Source organism: Arthrobacter sp. PAMC25284 (assembly GCF_019443425.1).
Taxonomy (GTDB): domain Bacteria; phylum Actinomycetota; class Actinomycetes; order Actinomycetales; family Micrococcaceae; genus Arthrobacter; species Arthrobacter oryzae_A.
The window spans coordinates 3,503,899-3,521,733 of record NZ_CP080382.1 but is presented as its reverse complement, the minus strand read 5'-3'; the positions used below and the strand labels follow the sequence as shown (position 1 = coordinate 3,521,733).

General features: G+C 66.4%; 16 protein-coding genes and 4 pseudogenes. 6 read left to right on the top strand and 14 right to left on the bottom strand.

Annotated features, from left to right (window positions below):
• Positions 1-64 precede the first annotated feature (64 nt).
• Positions 65-1,154, bottom strand: a pseudogene (locus tag KY499_RS16285) (4-hydroxy-3-methylbut-2-enyl diphosphate reductase).
• Between the two features lie 61 nt (positions 1,155-1,215).
• Entirely contained in the window at positions 1,216-2,070 is an 855-nt protein-coding gene (locus KY499_RS16280; protein ID WP_219885847.1) for a hypothetical protein, read from the bottom strand.
• 212 nt (positions 2,071-2,282) lie between these two features.
• On the opposite strand from KY499_RS16280, the gene xseA reads away from it, so the two are divergent.
• Both xseA and KY499_RS16270 read left to right on the top strand, forming a co-directional pair.
• Complete coding sequence (gene xseA, locus KY499_RS16275; protein ID WP_219885846.1) at positions 2,283-3,569, top strand: exodeoxyribonuclease VII large subunit; 1,287 nt, start codon at positions 2,283-2,285, stop codon at positions 3,567-3,569.
• Between the two features lie 124 nt (positions 3,570-3,693).
• On the top strand, positions 3,694-3,951 hold the full coding sequence (locus tag KY499_RS16270) for an exodeoxyribonuclease VII small subunit (RefSeq protein WP_219885845.1): 258 nt from the start codon (positions 3,694-3,696) through the stop codon (positions 3,949-3,951).
• Positions 3,952-3,961: 10 nt separating this feature from the next.
• On the opposite strand, the gene KY499_RS16265 is transcribed toward KY499_RS16270, so the two are convergent.
• The 7 genes and pseudogenes from KY499_RS16265 to KY499_RS16235 all read right to left on the bottom strand — a co-directional run bounded on the left by KY499_RS16265 (position 3,962) and on the right by KY499_RS16235 (position 10,584).
• Positions 3,962-4,816, bottom strand: coding sequence for a polyphosphate kinase 2 family protein (locus KY499_RS16265; protein WP_219885844.1), 855 nt, complete (start codon positions 4,814-4,816; stop codon positions 3,962-3,964).
• A 69-nt stretch (positions 4,817-4,885) separates the two neighbouring features.
• Positions 4,886-6,107 (bottom strand): annotated as a pseudogene (locus KY499_RS16260) (pyridoxal phosphate-dependent aminotransferase).
• 139 nt (positions 6,108-6,246) lie between these two features.
• Positions 6,247-7,209, bottom strand: a complete 963-nt coding sequence (locus KY499_RS16255) for an ABC transporter substrate-binding protein (RefSeq protein ID WP_123255362.1) — start codon at positions 7,207-7,209, stop codon at positions 6,247-6,249.
• Entirely contained in the window at positions 7,206-7,952 is a 747-nt protein-coding gene (locus KY499_RS16250; RefSeq protein ID WP_219885843.1) for an ABC transporter permease, read from the bottom strand. The genes KY499_RS16255 and KY499_RS16250 overlap by 4 nt, the downstream gene beginning before the upstream one ends.
• Positions 7,949-8,659 (bottom strand): ABC transporter permease, encoded by a 711-nt coding sequence (locus tag KY499_RS16245; RefSeq protein WP_123255360.1) that lies wholly within the window; start codon positions 8,657-8,659, stop codon positions 7,949-7,951. The genes KY499_RS16250 and KY499_RS16245 overlap by 4 nt, the downstream gene beginning before the upstream one ends.
• A complete protein-coding gene (locus KY499_RS16240; RefSeq protein ID WP_308813056.1) occupies positions 8,659-9,750 on the bottom strand; it encodes an ABC transporter ATP-binding protein in 1,092 nt (363 codons plus the stop codon). Before KY499_RS16240 ends, KY499_RS16245 begins: the two co-directional genes overlap by 1 nt.
• A 348-nt stretch (positions 9,751-10,098) precedes the next feature.
• The gene (locus KY499_RS16235; RefSeq protein ID WP_123255358.1) at positions 10,099-10,584 is read right to left on the bottom strand and encodes an NUDIX hydrolase; all 486 of its coding nucleotides are present in this window, start codon (positions 10,582-10,584) and stop codon (positions 10,099-10,101) included.
• A gap of 63 nt (positions 10,585-10,647) precedes the next feature.
• Here KY499_RS16235 and KY499_RS16230 point away from each other — a divergent pair.
• Positions 10,648-11,255: pseudogene (locus tag KY499_RS16230) on the top strand (pirin family protein); the annotation flags it as partial.
• A gap of 79 nt (positions 11,256-11,334) precedes the next feature.
• Here KY499_RS16230 and KY499_RS16225 read toward each other — a convergent pair.
• Together KY499_RS16225 and KY499_RS16220 are read right to left on the bottom strand one after the other, a co-directional pair.
• Positions 11,335-12,294: an N-acetylglucosamine kinase gene (locus tag KY499_RS16225; RefSeq protein ID WP_183164504.1), complete on the bottom strand. Its 960-nt coding sequence runs from the start codon at positions 12,292-12,294 to the stop codon at positions 11,335-11,337.
• A gap of 111 nt (positions 12,295-12,405) precedes the next feature.
• Positions 12,406-13,573, bottom strand: a pseudogene (locus KY499_RS16220) (trans-sulfuration enzyme family protein).
• A 131-nt stretch (positions 13,574-13,704) separates the two neighbouring features.
• Between KY499_RS16220 and KY499_RS16215 the strand changes: the two are divergent.
• Positions 13,705-14,211 (top strand): Lrp/AsnC family transcriptional regulator, encoded by a 507-nt coding sequence (locus tag KY499_RS16215; protein ID WP_123255356.1) that lies wholly within the window; start codon positions 13,705-13,707, stop codon positions 14,209-14,211.
• An 18-nt stretch (positions 14,212-14,229) separates the two neighbouring features.
• On the opposite strand, the gene KY499_RS16210 is transcribed toward KY499_RS16215, so the two are convergent.
• Positions 14,230-15,468, bottom strand: coding sequence for an MFS transporter (locus tag KY499_RS16210; RefSeq protein ID WP_123255355.1), 1,239 nt, complete (start codon positions 15,466-15,468; stop codon positions 14,230-14,232).
• Positions 15,469-15,644: 176 nt separating this feature from the next.
• Between KY499_RS16210 and KY499_RS16205 the strand changes: the two genes are divergently transcribed.
• Both KY499_RS16205 and corA read left to right on the top strand, forming a co-directional pair.
• Positions 15,645-16,142 (top strand): Lrp/AsnC family transcriptional regulator, encoded by a 498-nt coding sequence (locus KY499_RS16205; RefSeq protein ID WP_375141100.1) that lies wholly within the window; start codon positions 15,645-15,647, stop codon positions 16,140-16,142.
• Between the two features lie 15 nt (positions 16,143-16,157).
• Positions 16,158-17,153, top strand: a complete 996-nt coding sequence (corA, locus tag KY499_RS16200; protein ID WP_123255353.1) for a magnesium/cobalt transporter CorA — start codon at positions 16,158-16,160, stop codon at positions 17,151-17,153.
• 16 nt (positions 17,154-17,169) lie between these two features.
• On the opposite strand, the gene KY499_RS16195 is transcribed toward corA, so the two are convergent.
• Positions 17,170-17,505 (bottom strand): hypothetical protein, encoded by a 336-nt coding sequence (locus KY499_RS16195; protein WP_219885842.1) that lies wholly within the window; start codon positions 17,503-17,505, stop codon positions 17,170-17,172.
• A gap of 78 nt (positions 17,506-17,583) precedes the next feature.
• Positions 17,584-17,808: a hypothetical protein gene (locus KY499_RS16190; RefSeq protein WP_219885841.1), complete on the bottom strand. Its 225-nt coding sequence runs from the start codon at positions 17,806-17,808 to the stop codon at positions 17,584-17,586.
• Positions 17,809-17,835: the final 27 nt, after the last annotated feature.

Here is a 17,835-nt window from a genome sequence, read left to right as displayed (position 1 = left end):
CATGAGGCCGCAGGAACCCCTGACAGGGTCCCTGCGGCCATAAGTCGAAAGTGCCGCCGAAGCGCTACTGGTTGTCAGCGCGCGTACCGCGGCCGCCAAGGGCCCGGGTGACATCTCCGGCCTGCTTGAGCGTGGCGCGCAGCTCCTTGGGCAGGGAAAACAGCAGGTCTTCCTCGGCTGTGACGACTTCCTCCACGGAGCCATAGCCGTAGTCGGCCAGGAGCCGGAGCACGTCCTTGACCAGGACCTCCGGGACCGATGCCCCCGACGTGACCCCCACTGTCGTGACGCCCTCGAACCATGCCTCGTCGACCTCATTGGCGAAGTCGACCCGGTAGGAGGCCTTGGCGCCGTACTCCAGCGCCACCTCAACGAGGCGGACGGAATTGGATGAGTTCGCCGAGCCGACCACAATCACGAGGTCAGCCTGGGGCGAGATCTTCTTGATGGCCACTTGACGGTTGGTTGTGGCATAGCAAATGTCGTCGCTGGGCGGATCCTGCAGGGTCGGGAAGCGCTCCTTCAAAAGCCGGACCGTTTCCATGGTTTCGTCCACACTCAACGTTGTCTGGGAGAGCCAGATGACCTTTTCCGGATTCCGGACCGTCACCTGGTCGACCTCATGCGGGCCGTTGATGACCTGGATGTGGTCGGGCGCTTCACCGGCGGTGCCTTCGACTTCCTCGTGGCCATCGTGGCCGATCAGGAGGATGTCGAAGTCGTCCTTCGCGAAGCGGACGGCTTCCTTGTGCACCTTGGTCACGAGCGGGCAAGTGGCATCGATGGTCCGCAGGGCCGCGGTCCTCGGCGGACTGGACCACAGCAGGCGAAACGCCGTGCGCTGAGAAGATCACGAGGGCGCCCTCGGGGACCTCATCGGTTTCGTCCACGAAAATGGCGCCTTTTTCCTCGAGGGACGAGACGACATGGACGTTGTGCACGATCTGCTTGCGGACATAGACCGGGCGGCCGTAGTGCTCCAGCGCCTTTTCCACCGCGATCACTGCACGGTCCACCCCGGCACAGTATCCGCGCGGCGCGGCCAGCAGGACCTTTTTCGGACCCGTGACGGGCGCCGCGGCCAGCACGTCCTCCGGTGAACGCCGCCGGCGCGGAACGGAGGGCATCGGAATGGAAACAGCAGTGGAGGTCATGCCTCCATGCTACCGGTGTTCACTGTGTGCCCTTCTGGCCGGGAGAGGTGCGTGGTGCCGGTCACGCGCCGCCGGACACGCGGCGGCGTGCGCCGACGGACCGCGCTATCAGCCCGATGACCAGGAGCGCGGCGCCGGCCACGGCGGCCACCAGGATCCATTGCTCGAAACTTGCTGTTGCAGCCGCGGCAAACTCCTTCGTGAAGGTCCCGGCCACCTTCTCCGCGCTCGATGTCGCGATGGCGGCACCGGCGGCGGCATCAGCGGCCAGTTTCCAGAGTCCGGCAAGTACCAGCGCACCTGCGCCGGTCCCGGCAAGGACACTCCAGCGGCGGCGGGCCGCCACGAGCGCGATTGCGAACGCGATGCCGGCGGCGGCTGTGACGGCGTAACCCATCGGGGCAAAAGCAGAGACCCTCTCGATGACCTGACGCTGGGTCGGCTCCCCGACGTCGATCAGCACCTGATCCGGCGCCTCCACCGGCAACATGGTGGAATCAGCAACCTGCTTCGCAAGCAGCCCCACGAGCGGACCGATGTCCAGCGTCAGTGTCGTGGCGTCGGCTTCCGGAGGCAGGGTGCCCGGATCGGCGAAGGACAACCGGTGGCTCTTGCGCACGGTCTCCGCCCAGGCCGAGGGGTAGTCGGGAAGGCCCGTCAACGAATCGGCCGCGGTCTCGAGAACCGGCCGGGCCAGCGCCATCAGGTAGTCGGGGATCAGGTCCCCTGACATTAAGGTGTCCACGGTGGCGGCTGCCAGCCGTTTTTGGAAGGCCGGATCCTTGCCCAGTGGCGCGGTCAAGGCGACGAATCCGCCTTCCTGGACCACATTGCGGTCCGCCCACATCGCAGGAACAGCGACGGCCGCCAGCACTAGTCCAATGAGGACGGCCGCGGCCGAGACAAATGTTCGCACGGAGTTCCTCTGATCGTTCGGTTAGGGCCATCTTACGGCGGCCCCTGCACGCCGGAAAGTCGGTCCCTGATGGTAAAGCTATGGATAGAGTTGCAGGAGAAACATTCCAGCTGCGCCAGCCCCGCCCCTCGGGGACGGTGCCGGCAGGCAGACCGCCCGGCAAAGGACAACCACGCACATGCACACGGCACGCTCCGGAACCGGGGCCACGTATGACTGACAACGCGACAGCGGCGACCACCGTGCCGGCCACCGCGGCGGACACCAGCCCGGACAATCCCTGGCCGCTGCAGTTGCTGTCCCAGAAGCTTAAGATGCACATCGACCGGGCGCCGTCGGCGTGGGTCGAAGGCCAGGTCATCGAACTCAACCGGCGGGGCACGAACGCCTATCTGACGTTGCGGGACATCGACGCCGAAATTTCACTGCCGGCCTCGATGTGGACCAACGTCCTCGACCGGCAGGACACGCCCCTGGAGCGCGGCTCCCGCGTCGTCGCCTTGCTCAAGGCCGAGTTCTGGCTCAAAACGGGCCGGCTGAGTATGTCGGTTAAGGACATCCGGCCAGTGGGGCTGGGTGACCTGCTGGCCAGGATCGAACGGTTGCGCCAGGCCCTCGCCGCGGAGGGCCTCTTCGCAGACTCCCGCAAGCGAAAACTTCCCCTGCTCCCCCACCGGATCGGTCTGATTACGGGGCGCGACTCCGATGCCAAGAAAGACGTGGTGCGTAACGCGTCACTGCGCTGGCCCGCCGTCGAATTCGAGATCCGGGAAGTGGCGGTCCAGGGCAACACCGCCGTCGCCCAGGTCGTTGCCGCCCTGCGGGAGCTCGACGCCCACCCCGACGTGGACGTCATCGTGATTGCCCGAGGCGGCGGCGCGCTGGAGGATCTGCTGCCGTTCAGCAATGAGGAACTCATCAGGGCAGTGGCCGACGCCGCGACGCCCGTAGTGAGCGCGATCGGCCATGAAGCGGACCGGCCGATCCTCGATGACGTGGCGGACCTCCGCGCCTCCACCCCCACCGACGCCGCCAAACGGATCGTCCCGGATGTGGCGGAGGAACTCACCCGGGTGCGGCAGGCCCGGGACCAGTTGCGGCGTGGCGTCATCCGCCTCGTGGACCGCGAAACCGACCGGTTGTCCGCGCTGCGGTCCCGGCCGGTCCTGGCCGCACCCGACGTTATGGTCGCCCAGCGGTTGGACGACGTCGGCCGGCTCACCGGCCGCTCCTACGCCGCGATCACCACGGCGGTCATCCGGGCGTCGGATCAACTGGCCCACCTCAGGGCCCAGGTGCGGGCGCTTTCCCCGCAGAAGACCCTGGACCGGGGGTACGCCGTGGTGCAGCTCGCTAACGGGGAAGATTCCCCGGGAACCCGCCGCGAGGTCGTGCGCGATCCCTCGCAGGTCCCGGCCGGAACCGCGCTGACGGTGCAGGTGGCCGGGGGCCGGTTTGCCGCGCAGTCCACGGGCGGGCAGGAGCCGCTGGCGGACTGAGGCCGGGGCCTCCCGCCGTCCACCGGACAAGCGAAACCAATACCTGACATCCGACACCGCGCCTCGTCACCGCGAACCATTTCCGACGAACAGCCGTCCACCCGGACACCGCAAGGAGAACCCCATGGCAGCAGAGACAACCCCCAACGCCGACATCGAAGCGCTCAGTTACGAGGACGCCCGTGAACAGCTCGTCGGGATTGTCGGCAAGCTGGAAGCCGGAGGCGCCAGCCTGGAGGAATCGCTGGCGCTGTGGGAGCGCGGCGAGGCCCTGGCACGGCGCTGCGAACGATGGCTGGAAGGCGCCCGGAAGCGCCTGGCCGATGCCAGAGACCAGGCCGGCCAGGCCGGCCAGGCGGGCCAGGCGGGCCAGGACAACTGACCGCGGCTGGTCAGGACCGCAGCACCAGGTCCCGCTCCAGGGCGACATCGAGGTCAGGAACCGGCCATTGCAGGTCAAGGCCCTCCAGTGCTTCCAGCAGCAACTGCTGGACGGCGATCCGGGCATACCACTTGCTGTTGCCGGGGACCACATGCCACGGGGCCGCCTCGGTGGAGGTTTTGTCGAAAGCTTTTTGGTAGGCGTCCATGTAGTCGTCCCAGAAGGCGCGTTCCTGCAGGTCCGTGCCGCTGTATTTCCATCGTTTCGTCGGATCGTCCAGCCGAGCCAGCAGGCGTTCCTTCTGCTCGTCACGGCTGATGTGCAGCATCACCTTGACGATCCTGGTCCCAGCCGCTGCCTGTCTGGCCTCGAATTCGTTGATGGCCGCGTACCGCCGTTCGAGTTCTTCCGCGTCAGCCCAGCGGTGCACTTGGTGGATCAGGACGTCCTCGTAGTGCGAGCGGTCAAAGACCCCCATCATTCCGGCCGCGGGCACTTCCTTTTCGATCCGCCACAGGAAGTCGTACGACTTTTCTTCCGGGGTGGGGGCCTTGAACGTCGCCAGCTGGACCCCCTGCGGGTCCATGGTGCCCATGACATGGTTGACGATCCCGCCCTTGCCTGCCGTATCCATGGCCTGCAGGATCAGCAGGACCCGCTTCCTGCCGCCAAATCGCGACTCTGCGAAGAGCTGCTCCTGCAGCCCGCCGAGTTTGTCGTCCATCTCGGCGAGTAGTTTATGGCCGTCAGCCTTGTCCCCGTCGTAGCCCGGGGTGGAGCCCGGATCCACGTCCTGGAGCTTGAACCCCTTCCCGACCCTAAGAATTTTGGACGGTCGTTTATCGAAGGTTGGCGTCTTTGCCATCGCGGCCTCTTTCCGGTTCGAACGGGTCGTGCGCCGGACCAACGGCCCGGCGGCGGTGCTGACCGAAGCCTAGTTCCCTTTATACCGGCTCAGGAAGTCCCCCATCCGGCCAATGGCCTCCTCAAGATCCTTCACCAACGGCAACGTGACCATCCGGAAATGGTCGGGCCTGACCCAGTTGAAGGCCCGGCCGTGGGAGACGAGGATCTTTTGTTCGCGGAGCAGATCCAGGACGAATTTCTCGTCGTCGCGGATGTGGTAAACCTCGGGATCGAGCTTCGGGAAGAGGTACATGGCGCCGCGGGGCCTGCTGGGTGCTGACACCTGGAATGGCGTTGAGCATGTCATAAGCTTTGTTGCGCTGTTCCAGCAGCCGTCCACCCGGGAGGATCAGGTCGTTGATGCTTTGGTAGCCGCCGAGGGCGGTCTGGATGGCGTGCTGGGCGGGAACATTGGCGCAGAGCCGCATGTTCGCGAGCAGGCTGATTCCCTCAAGATAGTCCGCGGCGCTCTTTTTCGGCCCCGAGATGGCCATCCAGCCGGCCCGGAAGCCGCAGACCCGGTAGGCCTTGGACAGCCCGCTGAAGGTCAGGCAGAGGACATCGTCGCCCGTGAGGCTGGCCATGTTCACGTGGACTGCGTCCTCGTAGAGGATCTTCTCGTAGATCTCGTCGGCGAAGAGGACCAGGCCGTGCTTTTCGGCGAGGGCGACGATTTTTCGGAGTGTGTCCTCCGGGTAGACAGCGCCGGTGGGGTTGTTGGGGTTGATCACCACGATGCCCTTGGTGCGCGGGGTGATCTTGGCTTCCATGTCCTCAAGGTCAGGTTGCCAGCCCGATTCCTCGTCGCAGAGGTAGTGCACCGGCTTGCCGCCGGCCAAAGCCACGGAGGCGGTCCACAGCGGGTAGTCCGGCGTGGGAATGAGGACTTCGTCGCCGTCGTTGAGCAGTGCCATCAGCGACATTGTGATGAGTTCGCTGACGCCGTTACCCAGGTAGATGTCGTCGACGTGGATGTTCTGGATGCCGCGGGTCTGGTAGTACTGCGACACAGCGGTGCGGGCCGAGAAGATGCCGCGCGAGTCGCTGTAACCCTGGGCATGCGGCAGGTGGCGGATCATGTCCACCAAAATGGCGTCCGGTGCTTCAAACCCGAAGGGCGCGGGGTTGCCGATATTCAGTTTGAGGATGCGGTGCCCCTCCGCCTCCATCTGCTGGGCGGCCTGAAGGATCGGTCCACGGATGTCATACAGGACATTGCGAAGCTTGGTGGACTGCTTGAATTCTGCCATTCCTCAAATATGCCATATGACGGATGTACTTCCGTTGAGACCTGCCTCACAGCAACGACGGCGGCTGCCGGCACTCCCCCGCATGGAGGATATGTCCGGCAGCCGCCGTCGTTGTGGAGGTCAGCCCGTCAGGCGCGTGTTACTTGACGAGTCCCTTGTCCTTGAGCCACGCTGCGGCGGCGTCCTTCGGGTTCTGCTTCTGGCTTCCGCTGACGGCACGGTTGAGGCTGATCAGGTCCTCGGTGGTGAGGACCTTGGACACGGCGTTCAGTGCTTCCTTCGCCGTATCCGTCATCTTGGCCTTGTTGTAGAGGGGCAGCACCTGCTGGGCGATGAAGTTGTTCTTGGGGTCCTCGAGAACCACCAGGTCGTTGTCCGCGATGGACGGGGTGGTGGTGTAAATGTCGGCAACCTGGACCTGGTCCGAGAGCAGCGCCTTCAAGGTGATGGCGCCGCCGCCGTCGCTGAACGGCTCAAGGCTCTTAAACTCGCAGTCGTAGTTTTCCTTCAGCCCGGGCAGGCCGTAGGCGCGTTCGGCGAAGGTCGCCGGGGCGCCGACGATGATTTCGCTGCAGACCTTGGCCAGATCCTCGATGGACTTGAGGTTGTACTTTTCCGCAGTGGCCTTGGTGACCACCATGGCGTCCTTGTTCTCGGCTTCTGAAGCATCCAGCACCGCCAGTCCCTCAGGCAGTTTGCCCGGGAGCGCCTTCAGGATGTCCCCGGCGGACTCCTCCGTTGCGGTCTTGTCCACGAAGAGCAGCAGGTTGCCGCTGTAGTCCGGGACGACGTCGACGGATCCGTCCTGGACGGCCTTGAGGTAAACCTCGCGCGAACCGATGTTCGGTTTGGTAGTGGCCGTGACCCCCGCCGCGTTCAGCGCACCGGCGTAGACCTCTGCCATGATCTGGCTTTCCGGGAAATCGGCGGAACCGATCACGAGTGATGTGGCGCCGCCGGACGCTGTCCCGCCGGTGGCCGGGGCCGACCCCAGCGGGTCGGGCGAACCGCCGCACGCAGTGAGGACGACGGCCAGGCCGACGCCGGCGGCCAGACCGCCGAAGGCGCGCCGGCCGAGCGCTTGATGTCGGGTTTCTTTCATGACTTTCCTCCTTGGACAACAGTTTCCGCGGTGGCGGACTCCGTGAGATCAACCTCAGCCTGCTGGCTGGGGTTCGGCTGGGAAGAGGCGCCCGGGGACAGGAACAGCCTCTGGATGAGGGAGAGGACGAGGTCGACAGCAATGGCGAGCCCGGCAATGAGCAGCGAGCCGCCCAGCATTTGGGGGAAGTCGGAGAGCACGATCCCGTCGAAGAGGTACCTGCCCAGTCCGCCCAGATTAATGTAGGCGACCACGGAGACGGTGGCGATCACCTGGAGCACGCCGGTCCGGAACCCCCCGAACATGACGGGCAGGGCGTTCGGGAACTCGGCGCGGAAGAGGACCTGGAGTTCGGTCATGCCCATGGCCCGGGCGGCGTCGACGACGTTCCGGTCGACACTGGAGATTCCGGCGTACGTGCCGGCCAGCAGCGGCGGAACGGTGAGGATAACGAGGGCCCAGATCGGCGGCATCAGCCCGATCCCGGCCAGCAGTACGAACAGTGTCAGCAGCCCGAGGGTGGGCAGGGCCCGGAGCGCACCGGCGATCGCCACCACGGCCACCCGCCCTCGGCCCGTGTGGCCAACGTACAGGCCGACCGGCACCGCGATCATGGTGGCGATCCCCATCACGAGGCCGGTGTATTGAAGGTGCTCGACGAGCCGTGTGGGGATGCCGCCGCTGCCGGACCAGTGGGCCGGGTCGGCAAGCCAGTCGACAGTGTCTGTGATGACGTTGCTCATGCAGCCCCACTTCCGGCAACTGCTTCCTGGGGACGTCCGGCCTCGGACGGGGCCGCAACGGTGGCAGGTTTCGCGCCGGCCCTGGTCCAGGGCGTCAAGAGCCGTTCCAGGAGCACGAGCAGCGCGTCCATGATCAGCGCCAGAACAAGGATGGCGATGATCCCCACCATCACCTCGGTCACGAAATCCCGCTGCAGGCCCGAGGTGAAGAGCATTCCGAGGTTGCCGATCCCCAGGAGGGCGGCCACACTGACCAGCGAGATATTGCTGACCGAGACCACCCGGAGACCGGCGAACAGCACCGGGAAGGACAGCGGCAGGTCAATTTGCAGGAACCGTGCGAGCGGTTTGAAGCCCATGGCCGCGGCAGCCTGGCGGAGGTCTTCGTCCACCGAGTCGAAGGCGTCAAGCACGGCGCGGACCAGCAGCGCGACGGCGTAGACGGTGAGGCCCACAATCACGTTGAGCGGATCCAGGATGCGGGTGTTGAGAATCGTCGGAAGGATGATAAACAGCGCCAGCGAGGGAATCGTGTAGAGCAGCGACGACGAGGTCAGCACCACGGAGCGCAAAGTCCGGTTCTGCCGCGCCAGCTGGGCCAGCGGAATGGCAATGATGACGCCCAGAATCATGGGAATAACGGCCAGGACCAGATGTTGGCCGGCGAGCCCGAAGACCTGTGTGCTGTTGGCCAGGAACCACTCCATCAGAGTGCGCCTTGCCGGGCGCGACGGTCCGATTCGATCACGGCCAGCACTTCGGTGGCGGTGATGACGCCGGCCACGCGCCCGTCCGCGTCAATGGTGACGCCGAGGCCCGCCGGCGAGGAGAGCGCAGCGTCCAAGGCACGGCGGAGCGAATCCCCTTTACGGAAGAGCGAGCCGCCGGGGATCAACCCGGGGTCCCCGCCCGGGGCGGCCCAGCCGAGTGGAAAAAGCCCGTCGTCCACGACAAGCCGCCACTCACCGGAACCGCTGCCGTCCCGCAGTTCAGCGGGGGTGACGGTCGTGACGTGGTGCACGGTCACACCGTCGGAGGGCGTAAACCCGAGATGCCGGAATCCGCGGTCTTTGCCCACGAAGGACGCGACGAAGTCGTTGGCCGGGGCGCGCAGGATTTCCTCCGGCGCCGCGTACTGCGCCAGTTTTCCGCCAACGCCGAACACCGCCACCTTGTCGCCCAGGATCGTGGCCTCATCGATGTCATGGGTGACAAAAACGATGGTCTTCGCCAGATCCCGCTGCAGCCGCAGGAGCTCGCCCTGGAGCTCCTCGCGGACCACCGGATCCACGGCGCTGAAGGGTTCGTCCATCAGCAGCACGGGAGGATCGGCGGCGAGCGCCCGAGCTACGCCTACCCGCTGCTGCTGGCCGCCGGACAACTGCGACGGGAACCGTTTGCCGAGCGACGAGGCCAGCCCGACGACGTCGAGCAGCTCCCGGGCGCGCTTGCGGGCGTCCGCTTTGGAGACCCCGTTGAGCCTGGGGACCGTGGCGATGTTGTCCAGGACCGAGCGGTGCGGCATGAGTCCGGAGGACTGCATAACGTAGCCCATGGAACGCCGCAGGGTGGCCGCCGGAACGGAGGTGACGTCGGCGCCGTCCACTGTGATGGTGCCCGACGTCGGTTCGACCATCCGGTTGATCATCCGCAGCGAGGTGGTCTTGCCGCAGCCCGAGGGGCCGACGAAAACCGTGATGGCCCCTTTGTCGATGGACATGCTCAGGTTGTCGACGGCAGCCTGGACACCCTGGTAGTGCTTCGTCACGTTCTGGAAATCGATCATGGCTTCAGCCATTTCCGGGCGTACCTAACTGTTGGCGGCAACTGCGGATGGTCCAGCCAACCGATCATAGGCACGGTGTTTTTGGCTGTAAAGCGTGTAAGACCAGCGTAGCCAGCACCCCTGACGCTGTCAGCGGCGCCGCGGCTACCGTAAGGATTCGGATACACAACGATTTCGGATGGGTACCGAGCCCGAATATTTTCCGGCACGGTACCGGCGCCGCTCCGAGTGTGGTCAGCGCCCCCGCGCTGTTCGGCCGCCAGGTGCTTCCGGGGCCCGGGCTGACGATTGGTCGGAGAGGAGTCCGTCGCTGTGCTCAGCTGAAGCGGACACAGCGTCAACACCGGCGGCGTTCCTACGCTAACCGACACTGCCCGGCGAAGTGAGGGAGGGTGAGGAAAGCCTGCCGTCCAGCGGCCGTTCCCGGTAGAGCCTGAGGCCCGCGTCCACCAGCGAAACCCGGTTCAGGCGGGACACTTCGGCCAGCGGGATCCACGCCGCGTGGGTGGTACTCCCGCCCACTTCATGGCGCAACTCACCGCCCGTGATCGTCGCGTCGTAGACCAGCCGCAGTGACTGGAAATCGCGCTCCCCGCCGTCGAGCCGGATCTCGGCGGGCCAGTGTCCGACGTCTATTCCCAGCATCGCGCCGATTTCGGCGTGGTAGCCGGTTTCCTCATGGATCTCCCGGCGGCATCCGTCGACGGGATGTTCGGCCAGGTCCAGGCCACCGCCCGGAAGGGTCCAGCCTTCACGCCCGCCCTGTTTCCAGTACGCGAGCAGGATGCCGCCGTCGCGGATGATGACAGCGTAGGCGGCGGGGCGGGTGTCGAATGTCAGGCTCATCCATCCAGCGTAGCGGCGCTGCCGCGGGCCCCGGATCGGAACCGGTCCGGCGGTCCTGAAGCACCGGACCGGGTGGCGATGTCCGTGCTGCCGCACCCGCACACGGGTCTGCAGACTGTTACGTGGCCGCTCCAGGGCACTATCCGGCACCGGGACAGCGTTGGCAGCGATGTACTGGTCCGCGCGGGTGAGCTGAACATCATGACCGCAGGCCACGGCGTCGCCCACTCGGAGTTCGCGGTGCTGCCGGGACGCCAACCGGCCGGCACCGGGGACGCGCCGCCGCTGCCGCTGCAGCGCGGACTGCAGCTGTGGGTGGCATTGCCCGACGCCGAGCGCCACCGGCCACCGTCTTTCGAACAGCACCGCTACCTCCCACAGCTTAAGGGTCCGGGTTTCACCGCGACCGTGATGGTCGTTTCATCCTGCTGGGCGGCCTCCCCTTCGAGGAGGAACTGCTGATGTGGTGGAACTTCGTAGGCCGCACACACGCCGACGTGGAGCGGGCGCGGCTTGATTGGGAGGCGCAGGCGGATTTCCCCGATGCCGGCGCGGCGGCGGCCAGGTTCGGGTTGGTTCCCGGCCATGGCCCGGACGCCGGAGCCGAGGCCGGACGGATCCCGGCACCGGCCCTTCCGGGCGTCCAGCTGAGGCCGCGCAGCCGGCGCTGACCGCCGCAGTGGTCTGTCCGCACGGGCGCCGGCCCGCACCGGTTAATGGATCCGGCCGCCGTCGTCGGCTGCCGTTTCGTCAGTCTTGTTCGGCCACGAGCTGGAGGACGCCGAACACAGGATCCTGTTCGAGGACCCGGACGTCGCTGATCCCGGCGGCGGCCAGGGCAGCCCGGAAGGATGCCTGGACCCGGGGCACATGCATTCCCAGTCCGCCGCCGAGCACCACGGGGCCATCGATGCCCAGCTGCCGGAGGGTCTGCCCAGCCAGGGACGCCAGGTCGCGCCCGGCCTGGTCCACGAGGGCACCGCTCACGGCGTGGCCGGCCGCAGCGGCCTCCACCACGAGCCGGGCCTGCTGGGCCCAGAACCGCCGGCCGGTCCCGGTGGAGTGGAAATGCGCGATCAGCTTGTTCGGGTGGTCCAGCCCGCAGGCCGCCAACAGGGCGTCTGTCAGCTCATCCGGTTCAAACCCCTGGTTCATCCGGCGCAGGCTGTGCCGGACGGCCTCGCGTCCGAGCCAGTAGCCGCTGCCTTCGTCGCCGAGGAGGTAGCCCCAGCCGCCGGCGCGCGCTTCGGCTCCGCCGTCGTTCTTGCCCCAGGCCGCCGAGCCCGTGCCGCCGATGACGGCGACACCGGTGCTGGCGCCGCCGGCGGCCAGGAGGAGGCGCGAATCGTGGACAACTGTGATCCTGGCGCCGGGGACGTGCGGCGCAATCAGCCCGGCGAGCGCGGCGGCGTCGCCGTCGGTGTCGATGCCGCCGGCTCCCGCGTAGACCTGCTCGACGTTCCCCCCGCCGATCCTGGCAAAGAGGTCGGCAAGGTGGCTGGCTGCCTCCTCGCGGGTGACGTTCTGGACATTGGAACTGCCCGCCGTCTCATTGGCCACGGCCACGCCGTCCTCAAAACGAACGCCATGGGTTTTGGTGCCGCCGATATCCAGGCCGATCACCGTGCCGGTGGCCGCGCGGCCTGTGGTGCCGCCGGCCGGGGACAGATGAGCAGAGTCCGCCGCCGGCGTGAGGTCAGAGTTAGTCACAGGACCATCCTAATGAACCGCTGCCTTCACTCACATCGCCGGAGAGGTGCGGCGCCGCCGGAAGCCGGGCCAGCGCCGCCGCGGGCTTCCGGCGAACCCGGCACGGGCAGCCTAGCGGGTGGACTCAATCGCCTGGACCAGGTCTGCCAGGATATCGGCCGGGTCCTCCAGCCCCACGGAGATCCGCAACAGGGCCGCGTGCGGCTTCGCGCCGGCCTCCACGGGACGGTGGGTGAGCCCGGCAGGGTGCTGGATGAGGGTGTCAATGCCGCCGAGCGAGACGGCGTGGGTGATCATGCGCACAGCCGATGGGATCCGTTCTGCATGGCCGGCGTCGGCAAGTTCAAACGCCATCAGCGAGCCCGGGCCAGCCATCTGGGTGCCGATGATGCCCTGCGGATCGCAGTCGGGCAGGCCCGGGTAATAGACGCGCTGCACCAGCGAGTGTTCGTTCAGGGCGACCGCAACCTTTTCCGCGCTGGACTGCTGTGCCCGGACCCGAACCGGCAGTGTTGCCAGGCCCCGGTGCAGCAAATAGGCCGGCCACGGGGTCAGGATCCCCCCGGTCACGGCCCGGATGCGGCGCAGCCTCGCGGTCCACTCCGGGGCCGCGGCCACCACACCGCCCATCGCGTCGCCGTGTCCGCCCAGAAACTTTGTGGCACTGTGCAGCACCATGGTTGCACCGTGTTTGAAGGGCTGCTGCAGGATCGGGCTCGCGAAGGTGTTGTCGACCAGCACCGGGACGCCGTCCGCCGCAGCCGTCACTAGGGCGATGTCCACAAGCTCCAGGCTGGGATTGGCCGGAGTCTCGAGGATCACCAGTCCGGTGTCGGGGCCGCAGCGCTGCATGAACGCCTTCCGGCGTTGTGTAGGTGACCTCTGTGCCGAGCACCCCGGAGGCCAGCAGGTGGTCGCTTCCGCCGTAGAGGGGCCGCACGGCAACGACGTGTTTCTTGCCGCCGGCGACGACCGCGAGCAGGACGGCGCTGAGTGCCGCCATACCGGTAGCGAACGCCACAGCCTCCGGTGTGCCTTCGAGGACAGCGACGCCTTCCTCAAACCGGGCCACGGTCGGATTCCACAGCCGCTGGTAGACGGTGCTCTGGCCGTCGGCGTGCGCCCCGCCGGTTGCCATGTGCTCGTAGGCCAGGCCTCCCCCCTCGACCGAGGGCAGCGGCGCCGTCGTCGAAAGGTCGATCGGAACCGCATGCACGCCGAGTTCCGTGAGGCCCTGACGGCCTGCGTGGACTGCGAGGGAATCCTGTGAAAGCACCATTGCTCCTTATGAATTTTCACCAAATGAATCCGCTAAGTATCTGGCAGTAATTCGGCAATTTATAGGGCACATGAATCGAACGGCCGGAACTTGGCGGATATGATGAACTGACAGCATTCCAAGGAGGAACCATGAGCAGCAGTGCGAAGAATATTCGGCCGTCGGCCGGTGCCGGCGAGCCGTTGGACGCCATTGACGAGCGCCTGCTCGCGGAACTCGTAGCCGACGCCCGCATCTCCAACAAGCAACTCGCCGAAATCGTCGGGATCGCCCCGTCGACAGCGTTGATGCGCACCAGGGCACTGTCCGAGCGCGGCATCATCCAGGGCTTCGAGGCGAAGCTCAGCCTCTCCGCCATCGGCCGCTCGGTCCAGGCGCTCATCGCCGTCCGGCTGCGCGCCCACGACCGCGAGCAGATCGACCGTTTCACCTCCAGGGTCCCCCGGCTACCGGCGGTCCTTTCCACCTTCCACACGTCAGGTTCGGTGGATTACCTGCTGCATATCGCGGTGGCCACCACCGAAGAACTGCGCGACTGGGTGCTCGATAACCTGGCCACCGATCCCGTCGTGGGCCACACCGAAACCACACTGGTCTTCGACCATATCCAGGGACACCACGGCCCGCTGCCCGGCTGAACGTGCCGCAAGCCGGTGTCAGGCCCCGCGGAGTGCCTGGCGGAGGGTGATGCCGGCGAGGGTGGCCGACGCAAGCGCGCACAGCACCACAAAGCCGGTCACGGCAGCCTGCAGGCCGAGGATCCCGGCGGCGAGGCCGAGGCCGATCACCGGGAATGCGCTGCCGAGGTACGTAATGACGTAGACCGCGCTGATGATCTGGGCGTGGCGGGCCGGCTCAACCCTGCCGGCGACGTCATTGAAGACCGTCCGGAAAGAGATTCCCTGTCCGACGCCGGCACTGATGCTGGCGAGGATCAGCAGCCACGGGCTGCTTGTTGCGGCAGCGACGGAGATCAGCAGGACCGAAACCGCCAGCAGTCCCAACCCCGCCGGGACCACAAAACGTCCGCGGACCGCCAGCAGTTGGCTGACAGCAGAGGCGCCGAGCGTCAGGCCGGCCAGCAGGCCGATCAGCGGGCGGGAGTCAATCTGGAGGATCTGGGCAAAATAGCCGGGCGCCAGGGACAGGGAGAAGCCGAAGACGGCGAAGCTGAGGAATCCAACGGCGGACGCCAGCCAGAATGCACCGCGTGCCGCACGGGATACGGCCGGCCGCCGCGGGGCCAGGACGCGGAGCGGCTGCGGCCCCGCGTGCAGGGTGATGGCCGGGCGGGCCTTGAGCAGGTACAGCGGAACCAGGAGCCCTGCAAGGATCAGGGAATGCAGGTAGTACGGGGTCGTCGTGGGCCCCGGAAGCATCGAGAGCGCTCCCCCGATAGCCGGCCCGGCGGCCACTCCCCCGGCTGAGGCCAGGAGGGTGAATCGTGAGGCCCATTCCGGCCGGCTGGGCAGCAGCTCACGCAATGCGGCGGAGCTGGCGCCGGTGGCCAGGGCCACCGAGACGCCCTGCAGCGCCCGGCCGGCGGACAGCATAATCAGGCTGTCCGCCGTCGCGAAGACAAAACCACCGGCGAGCCCCACCAGCACGGCCAGCAGCAGGGCGGCCCGGCGCCCGATGTAGTCGGACCAGTGGCCCGCCAGCAGCAGCGTCGCGACGAGCGCCAGGACGTAGGCGGAGAACGCCACCGTGACATCCAGCGCCGTAATACCGAGCTTGGCCTGCAGCAACGGATACAACGGCGTCGCAAGGTTCGCGCCGATCAGCAGTGTGAAGATCACGACGCCGGCCATCACCAGCCGTGCTGTGGTGGAGGCGTCCCACTCCCAGCGCTCGGCGGTGGCCGGACGCATGCGGAGCTCGCTGAAGACGGTCATTACTTTGCCCTTGCGTGGTGGCGGACCGGTAATTCGCGGTGGTGGGCGAAGAGACCGGGCCGGAAGAGATTGGATACCTAAAGACTGACGCCTTCATGACCTTTCGAACTAAAATTTGTGCCAGAATTGATCAAAACAGGCAATCACAACGCGACAGTATGAACCGGAGTGATGATTTGAACAGTTTGGACCCCACCGACCTGAAGATCTTGCTGGAGCTGATCCGGGATCCGCGGATCCAGATCGGCGAACTCAGTGACTCTCTCGGCATCGCGCGGAACACCGCGCAGTCCCGGCTGCGCCGGATGCAGCGCTCCGGGGTGCTGCACGACGGCGGCCGGGAGATTGACCTCGAGGCGGTGGGCTACGACGTCGTCGCCTTCGTCACGATCGAGGTGAACCACCGCGAACTCGACGGCGTTGTGGCCGCGCTCCGGCTGATCGCCCAGGTCCTGGAGGTCCATGAAATTTCCGGACGCGGCGACGTCTGGTGCCGGGTCGTGGCGACGGACACACACAACCTGCAGACGGCCCTGCGGTCCATTTTGCGGATTAAGGGCGTCATCCGCACCGAAACGGTCCTGGCGCTGCACACCCACATTCCGTACCGCACCGAGCCGTTGATCAGCAGACTGGCGCAGGGCAGCGCGTTGGCCCCGGTCCGGCCTCAGTGAGCGGATAATAGGCCGGTGACTATCATCGACAACGCCGTCTACGTTGACGGCGTCCGAAGCGCCGAGCCGCAGAGCCTCGAGCAAACCTTCGAGACCCTGACCAAGCATGGCGGGATGGCCTGGATCGGGCTGTACCGGCCCACGGCCGGCGAAATGGCCGCTGTTGCGGAGGAATTCGGTCTGCACGGCCTGGCCGTGGAAGATGCGATCTCGGCCCATCAGCGCCCCAAGCTGGAGCGCTACGACGACAATCTTTTTACCGTGCTGCGCCCGGCCAGGTATCTGGACGAAACCGAATCGGTCGAGTTCGGGGAGTTACACGTCTTCACGGGCCGGAACTTCGTCGTCACCGTCCGGCATGCCGAGACCGGCGGGGTGGCCGAGGTGCGGCGGCGCCTTGAGCGCCGTCCGGATCTGCTGCGCCACGGGCCGGAATCGGTGCTGTACGCGCTGATGGACCAGGTGGTGGATGATTACATGCCCGTTGTGGCCGGCCTGGAAAATGACATCGACGAAATCGAGGACCAGCTCTTCAGCGGCGATCCCAAGGTGTCGCGCCGGATCTACGAGCTGGCCCGGGAAGTCATCCAGTTCCAACGCGCCATCCATCCACTGCCGGCCATGATGCAGTTGCTTCGCCGGGGATTTGAGAAGTATGAGGTGGATTCGGAACTGCGGCACAACCTTCGCGACGTCGAGGACCACGTTGAGCGGCTCATCTCGCGCGCCGATTCGTTCCGCGATCTGTTGCAGAATGCGCTCACCCTTGACGGCACGCTGACCGCTAACCGGCAGAACGAGGTCAGCGCGCAACAGAATGAGCAGGTCAAGAAGATTTCGTCCTGGGCGGCGATCTTCTTTGCACCCTCAATCGTGGCGAGCATTTACGGCATGAATTTTGACGTGATGCCCGAGCTGCACTGGGCCTTCGGCTATCCGATGGCCATCGGCATGATGGTATCGGCTGCGGCGCTGATGTACGGGATTTTTAAAAAGAAAGGCTGGCTCTAGCTCAGGCTTTGTCCCGTCAGCCGGCGGCCCGCCGGTTCCGTGCCTGGGTCACCAGCCGGGCGAAGGCCAGGATGAAGACGCTCTCAACCAGCCCCATGAGCCCCAGCAGCAGCCATTGTCCGGTGCCGATGAAGACGACAGCCCCGGTGACTACCAGCGCAGTGCCGAGGACCAGGGTATAGACGGCGAACCCGTAGGCCACCCGGGCGCTCCGGACCCCTGTGCGGAATCCGAAGCCGTGCGGCTCACCGCCCGGCTGTCCAGCGACGCGGTCCGGCCCGGCCGGCTTGAGCCGGTCGAATTCCTCCCACGGGTCGCGGTCCTGGCCGCGGTCCTGATCCTGTCCTGTCATGCTCCTATTATCCCGCGGACCCGGGAACGTCGCACCGCAATGCACGGTCCGGGACCCCCTCATTGTGCGCCGGTTCGGCTACTTGTCGCGGCGGTGCTGGCCTGAGTTGCCGCGCACGTCGGACTTGCCGGACTGGTCGCTTTCGCGGCCCGGCGCGTCGCTGCGGCTTTCTGCGGCCTTGGCCCGGCCGGCGGTGCGGTGTTCCTCAGCGTTCTGGTGCGCCCATCCGCTGTTGCCGTTCGCTTCGTGGGAGCTGCCGTCCTCCGGCTCGTCTGCCGAATCTCCGGCTTCATCAACGTCCATTGCCGGGACCACTGGATCGCCGGGAGC

Coding starts and splice junctions, on each gene's coding strand:
- KY499_RS16245 (WP_123255360.1), bottom strand. CDS start 8,659: ATGGAGTGGTTCCTGGCCAACAGCACACAGGTCTTCGGGCTCGCCGGC.
- xseA (WP_219885846.1), top strand. CDS start 2,283: ATGACTGACAACGCGACAGCGGCGACCACCGTGCCGGCCACCGCGGCG.
- KY499_RS16255 (WP_123255362.1), bottom strand. CDS start 7,209: ATGAAAGAAACCCGACATCAAGCGCTCGGCCGGCGCGCCTTCGGCGGT.
- KY499_RS16270 (WP_219885845.1), top strand. CDS start 3,694: ATGGCAGCAGAGACAACCCCCAACGCCGACATCGAAGCGCTCAGTTAC.
- KY499_RS16190 (WP_219885841.1), bottom strand. CDS start 17,808: ATGGACGTTGATGAAGCCGGAGATTCGGCAGACGAGCCGGAGGACGGC.
- KY499_RS16265 (WP_219885844.1), bottom strand. CDS start 4,816: ATGGCAAAGACGCCAACCTTCGATAAACGACCGTCCAAAATTCTTAGG.
- KY499_RS16195 (WP_219885842.1), bottom strand. CDS start 17,505: ATGACAGGACAGGATCAGGACCGCGGCCAGGACCGCGACCCGTGGGAG.
- KY499_RS16240 (WP_308813056.1), bottom strand. CDS start 9,750: ATGGCTGAAGCCATGATCGATTTCCAGAACGTGACGAAGCACTACCAG.
- KY499_RS16210 (WP_123255355.1), bottom strand. CDS start 15,468: ATGACCGTCTTCAGCGAGCTCCGCATGCGTCCGGCCACCGCCGAGCGC.
- KY499_RS16215 (WP_123255356.1), top strand. CDS start 13,705: ATGAGCAGCAGTGCGAAGAATATTCGGCCGTCGGCCGGTGCCGGCGAG.
- KY499_RS16235 (WP_123255358.1), bottom strand. CDS start 10,584: ATGAGCCTGACATTCGACACCCGCCCCGCCGCCTACGCTGTCATCATC.
- KY499_RS16250 (WP_219885843.1), bottom strand. CDS start 7,952: ATGAGCAACGTCATCACAGACACTGTCGACTGGCTTGCCGACCCGGCC.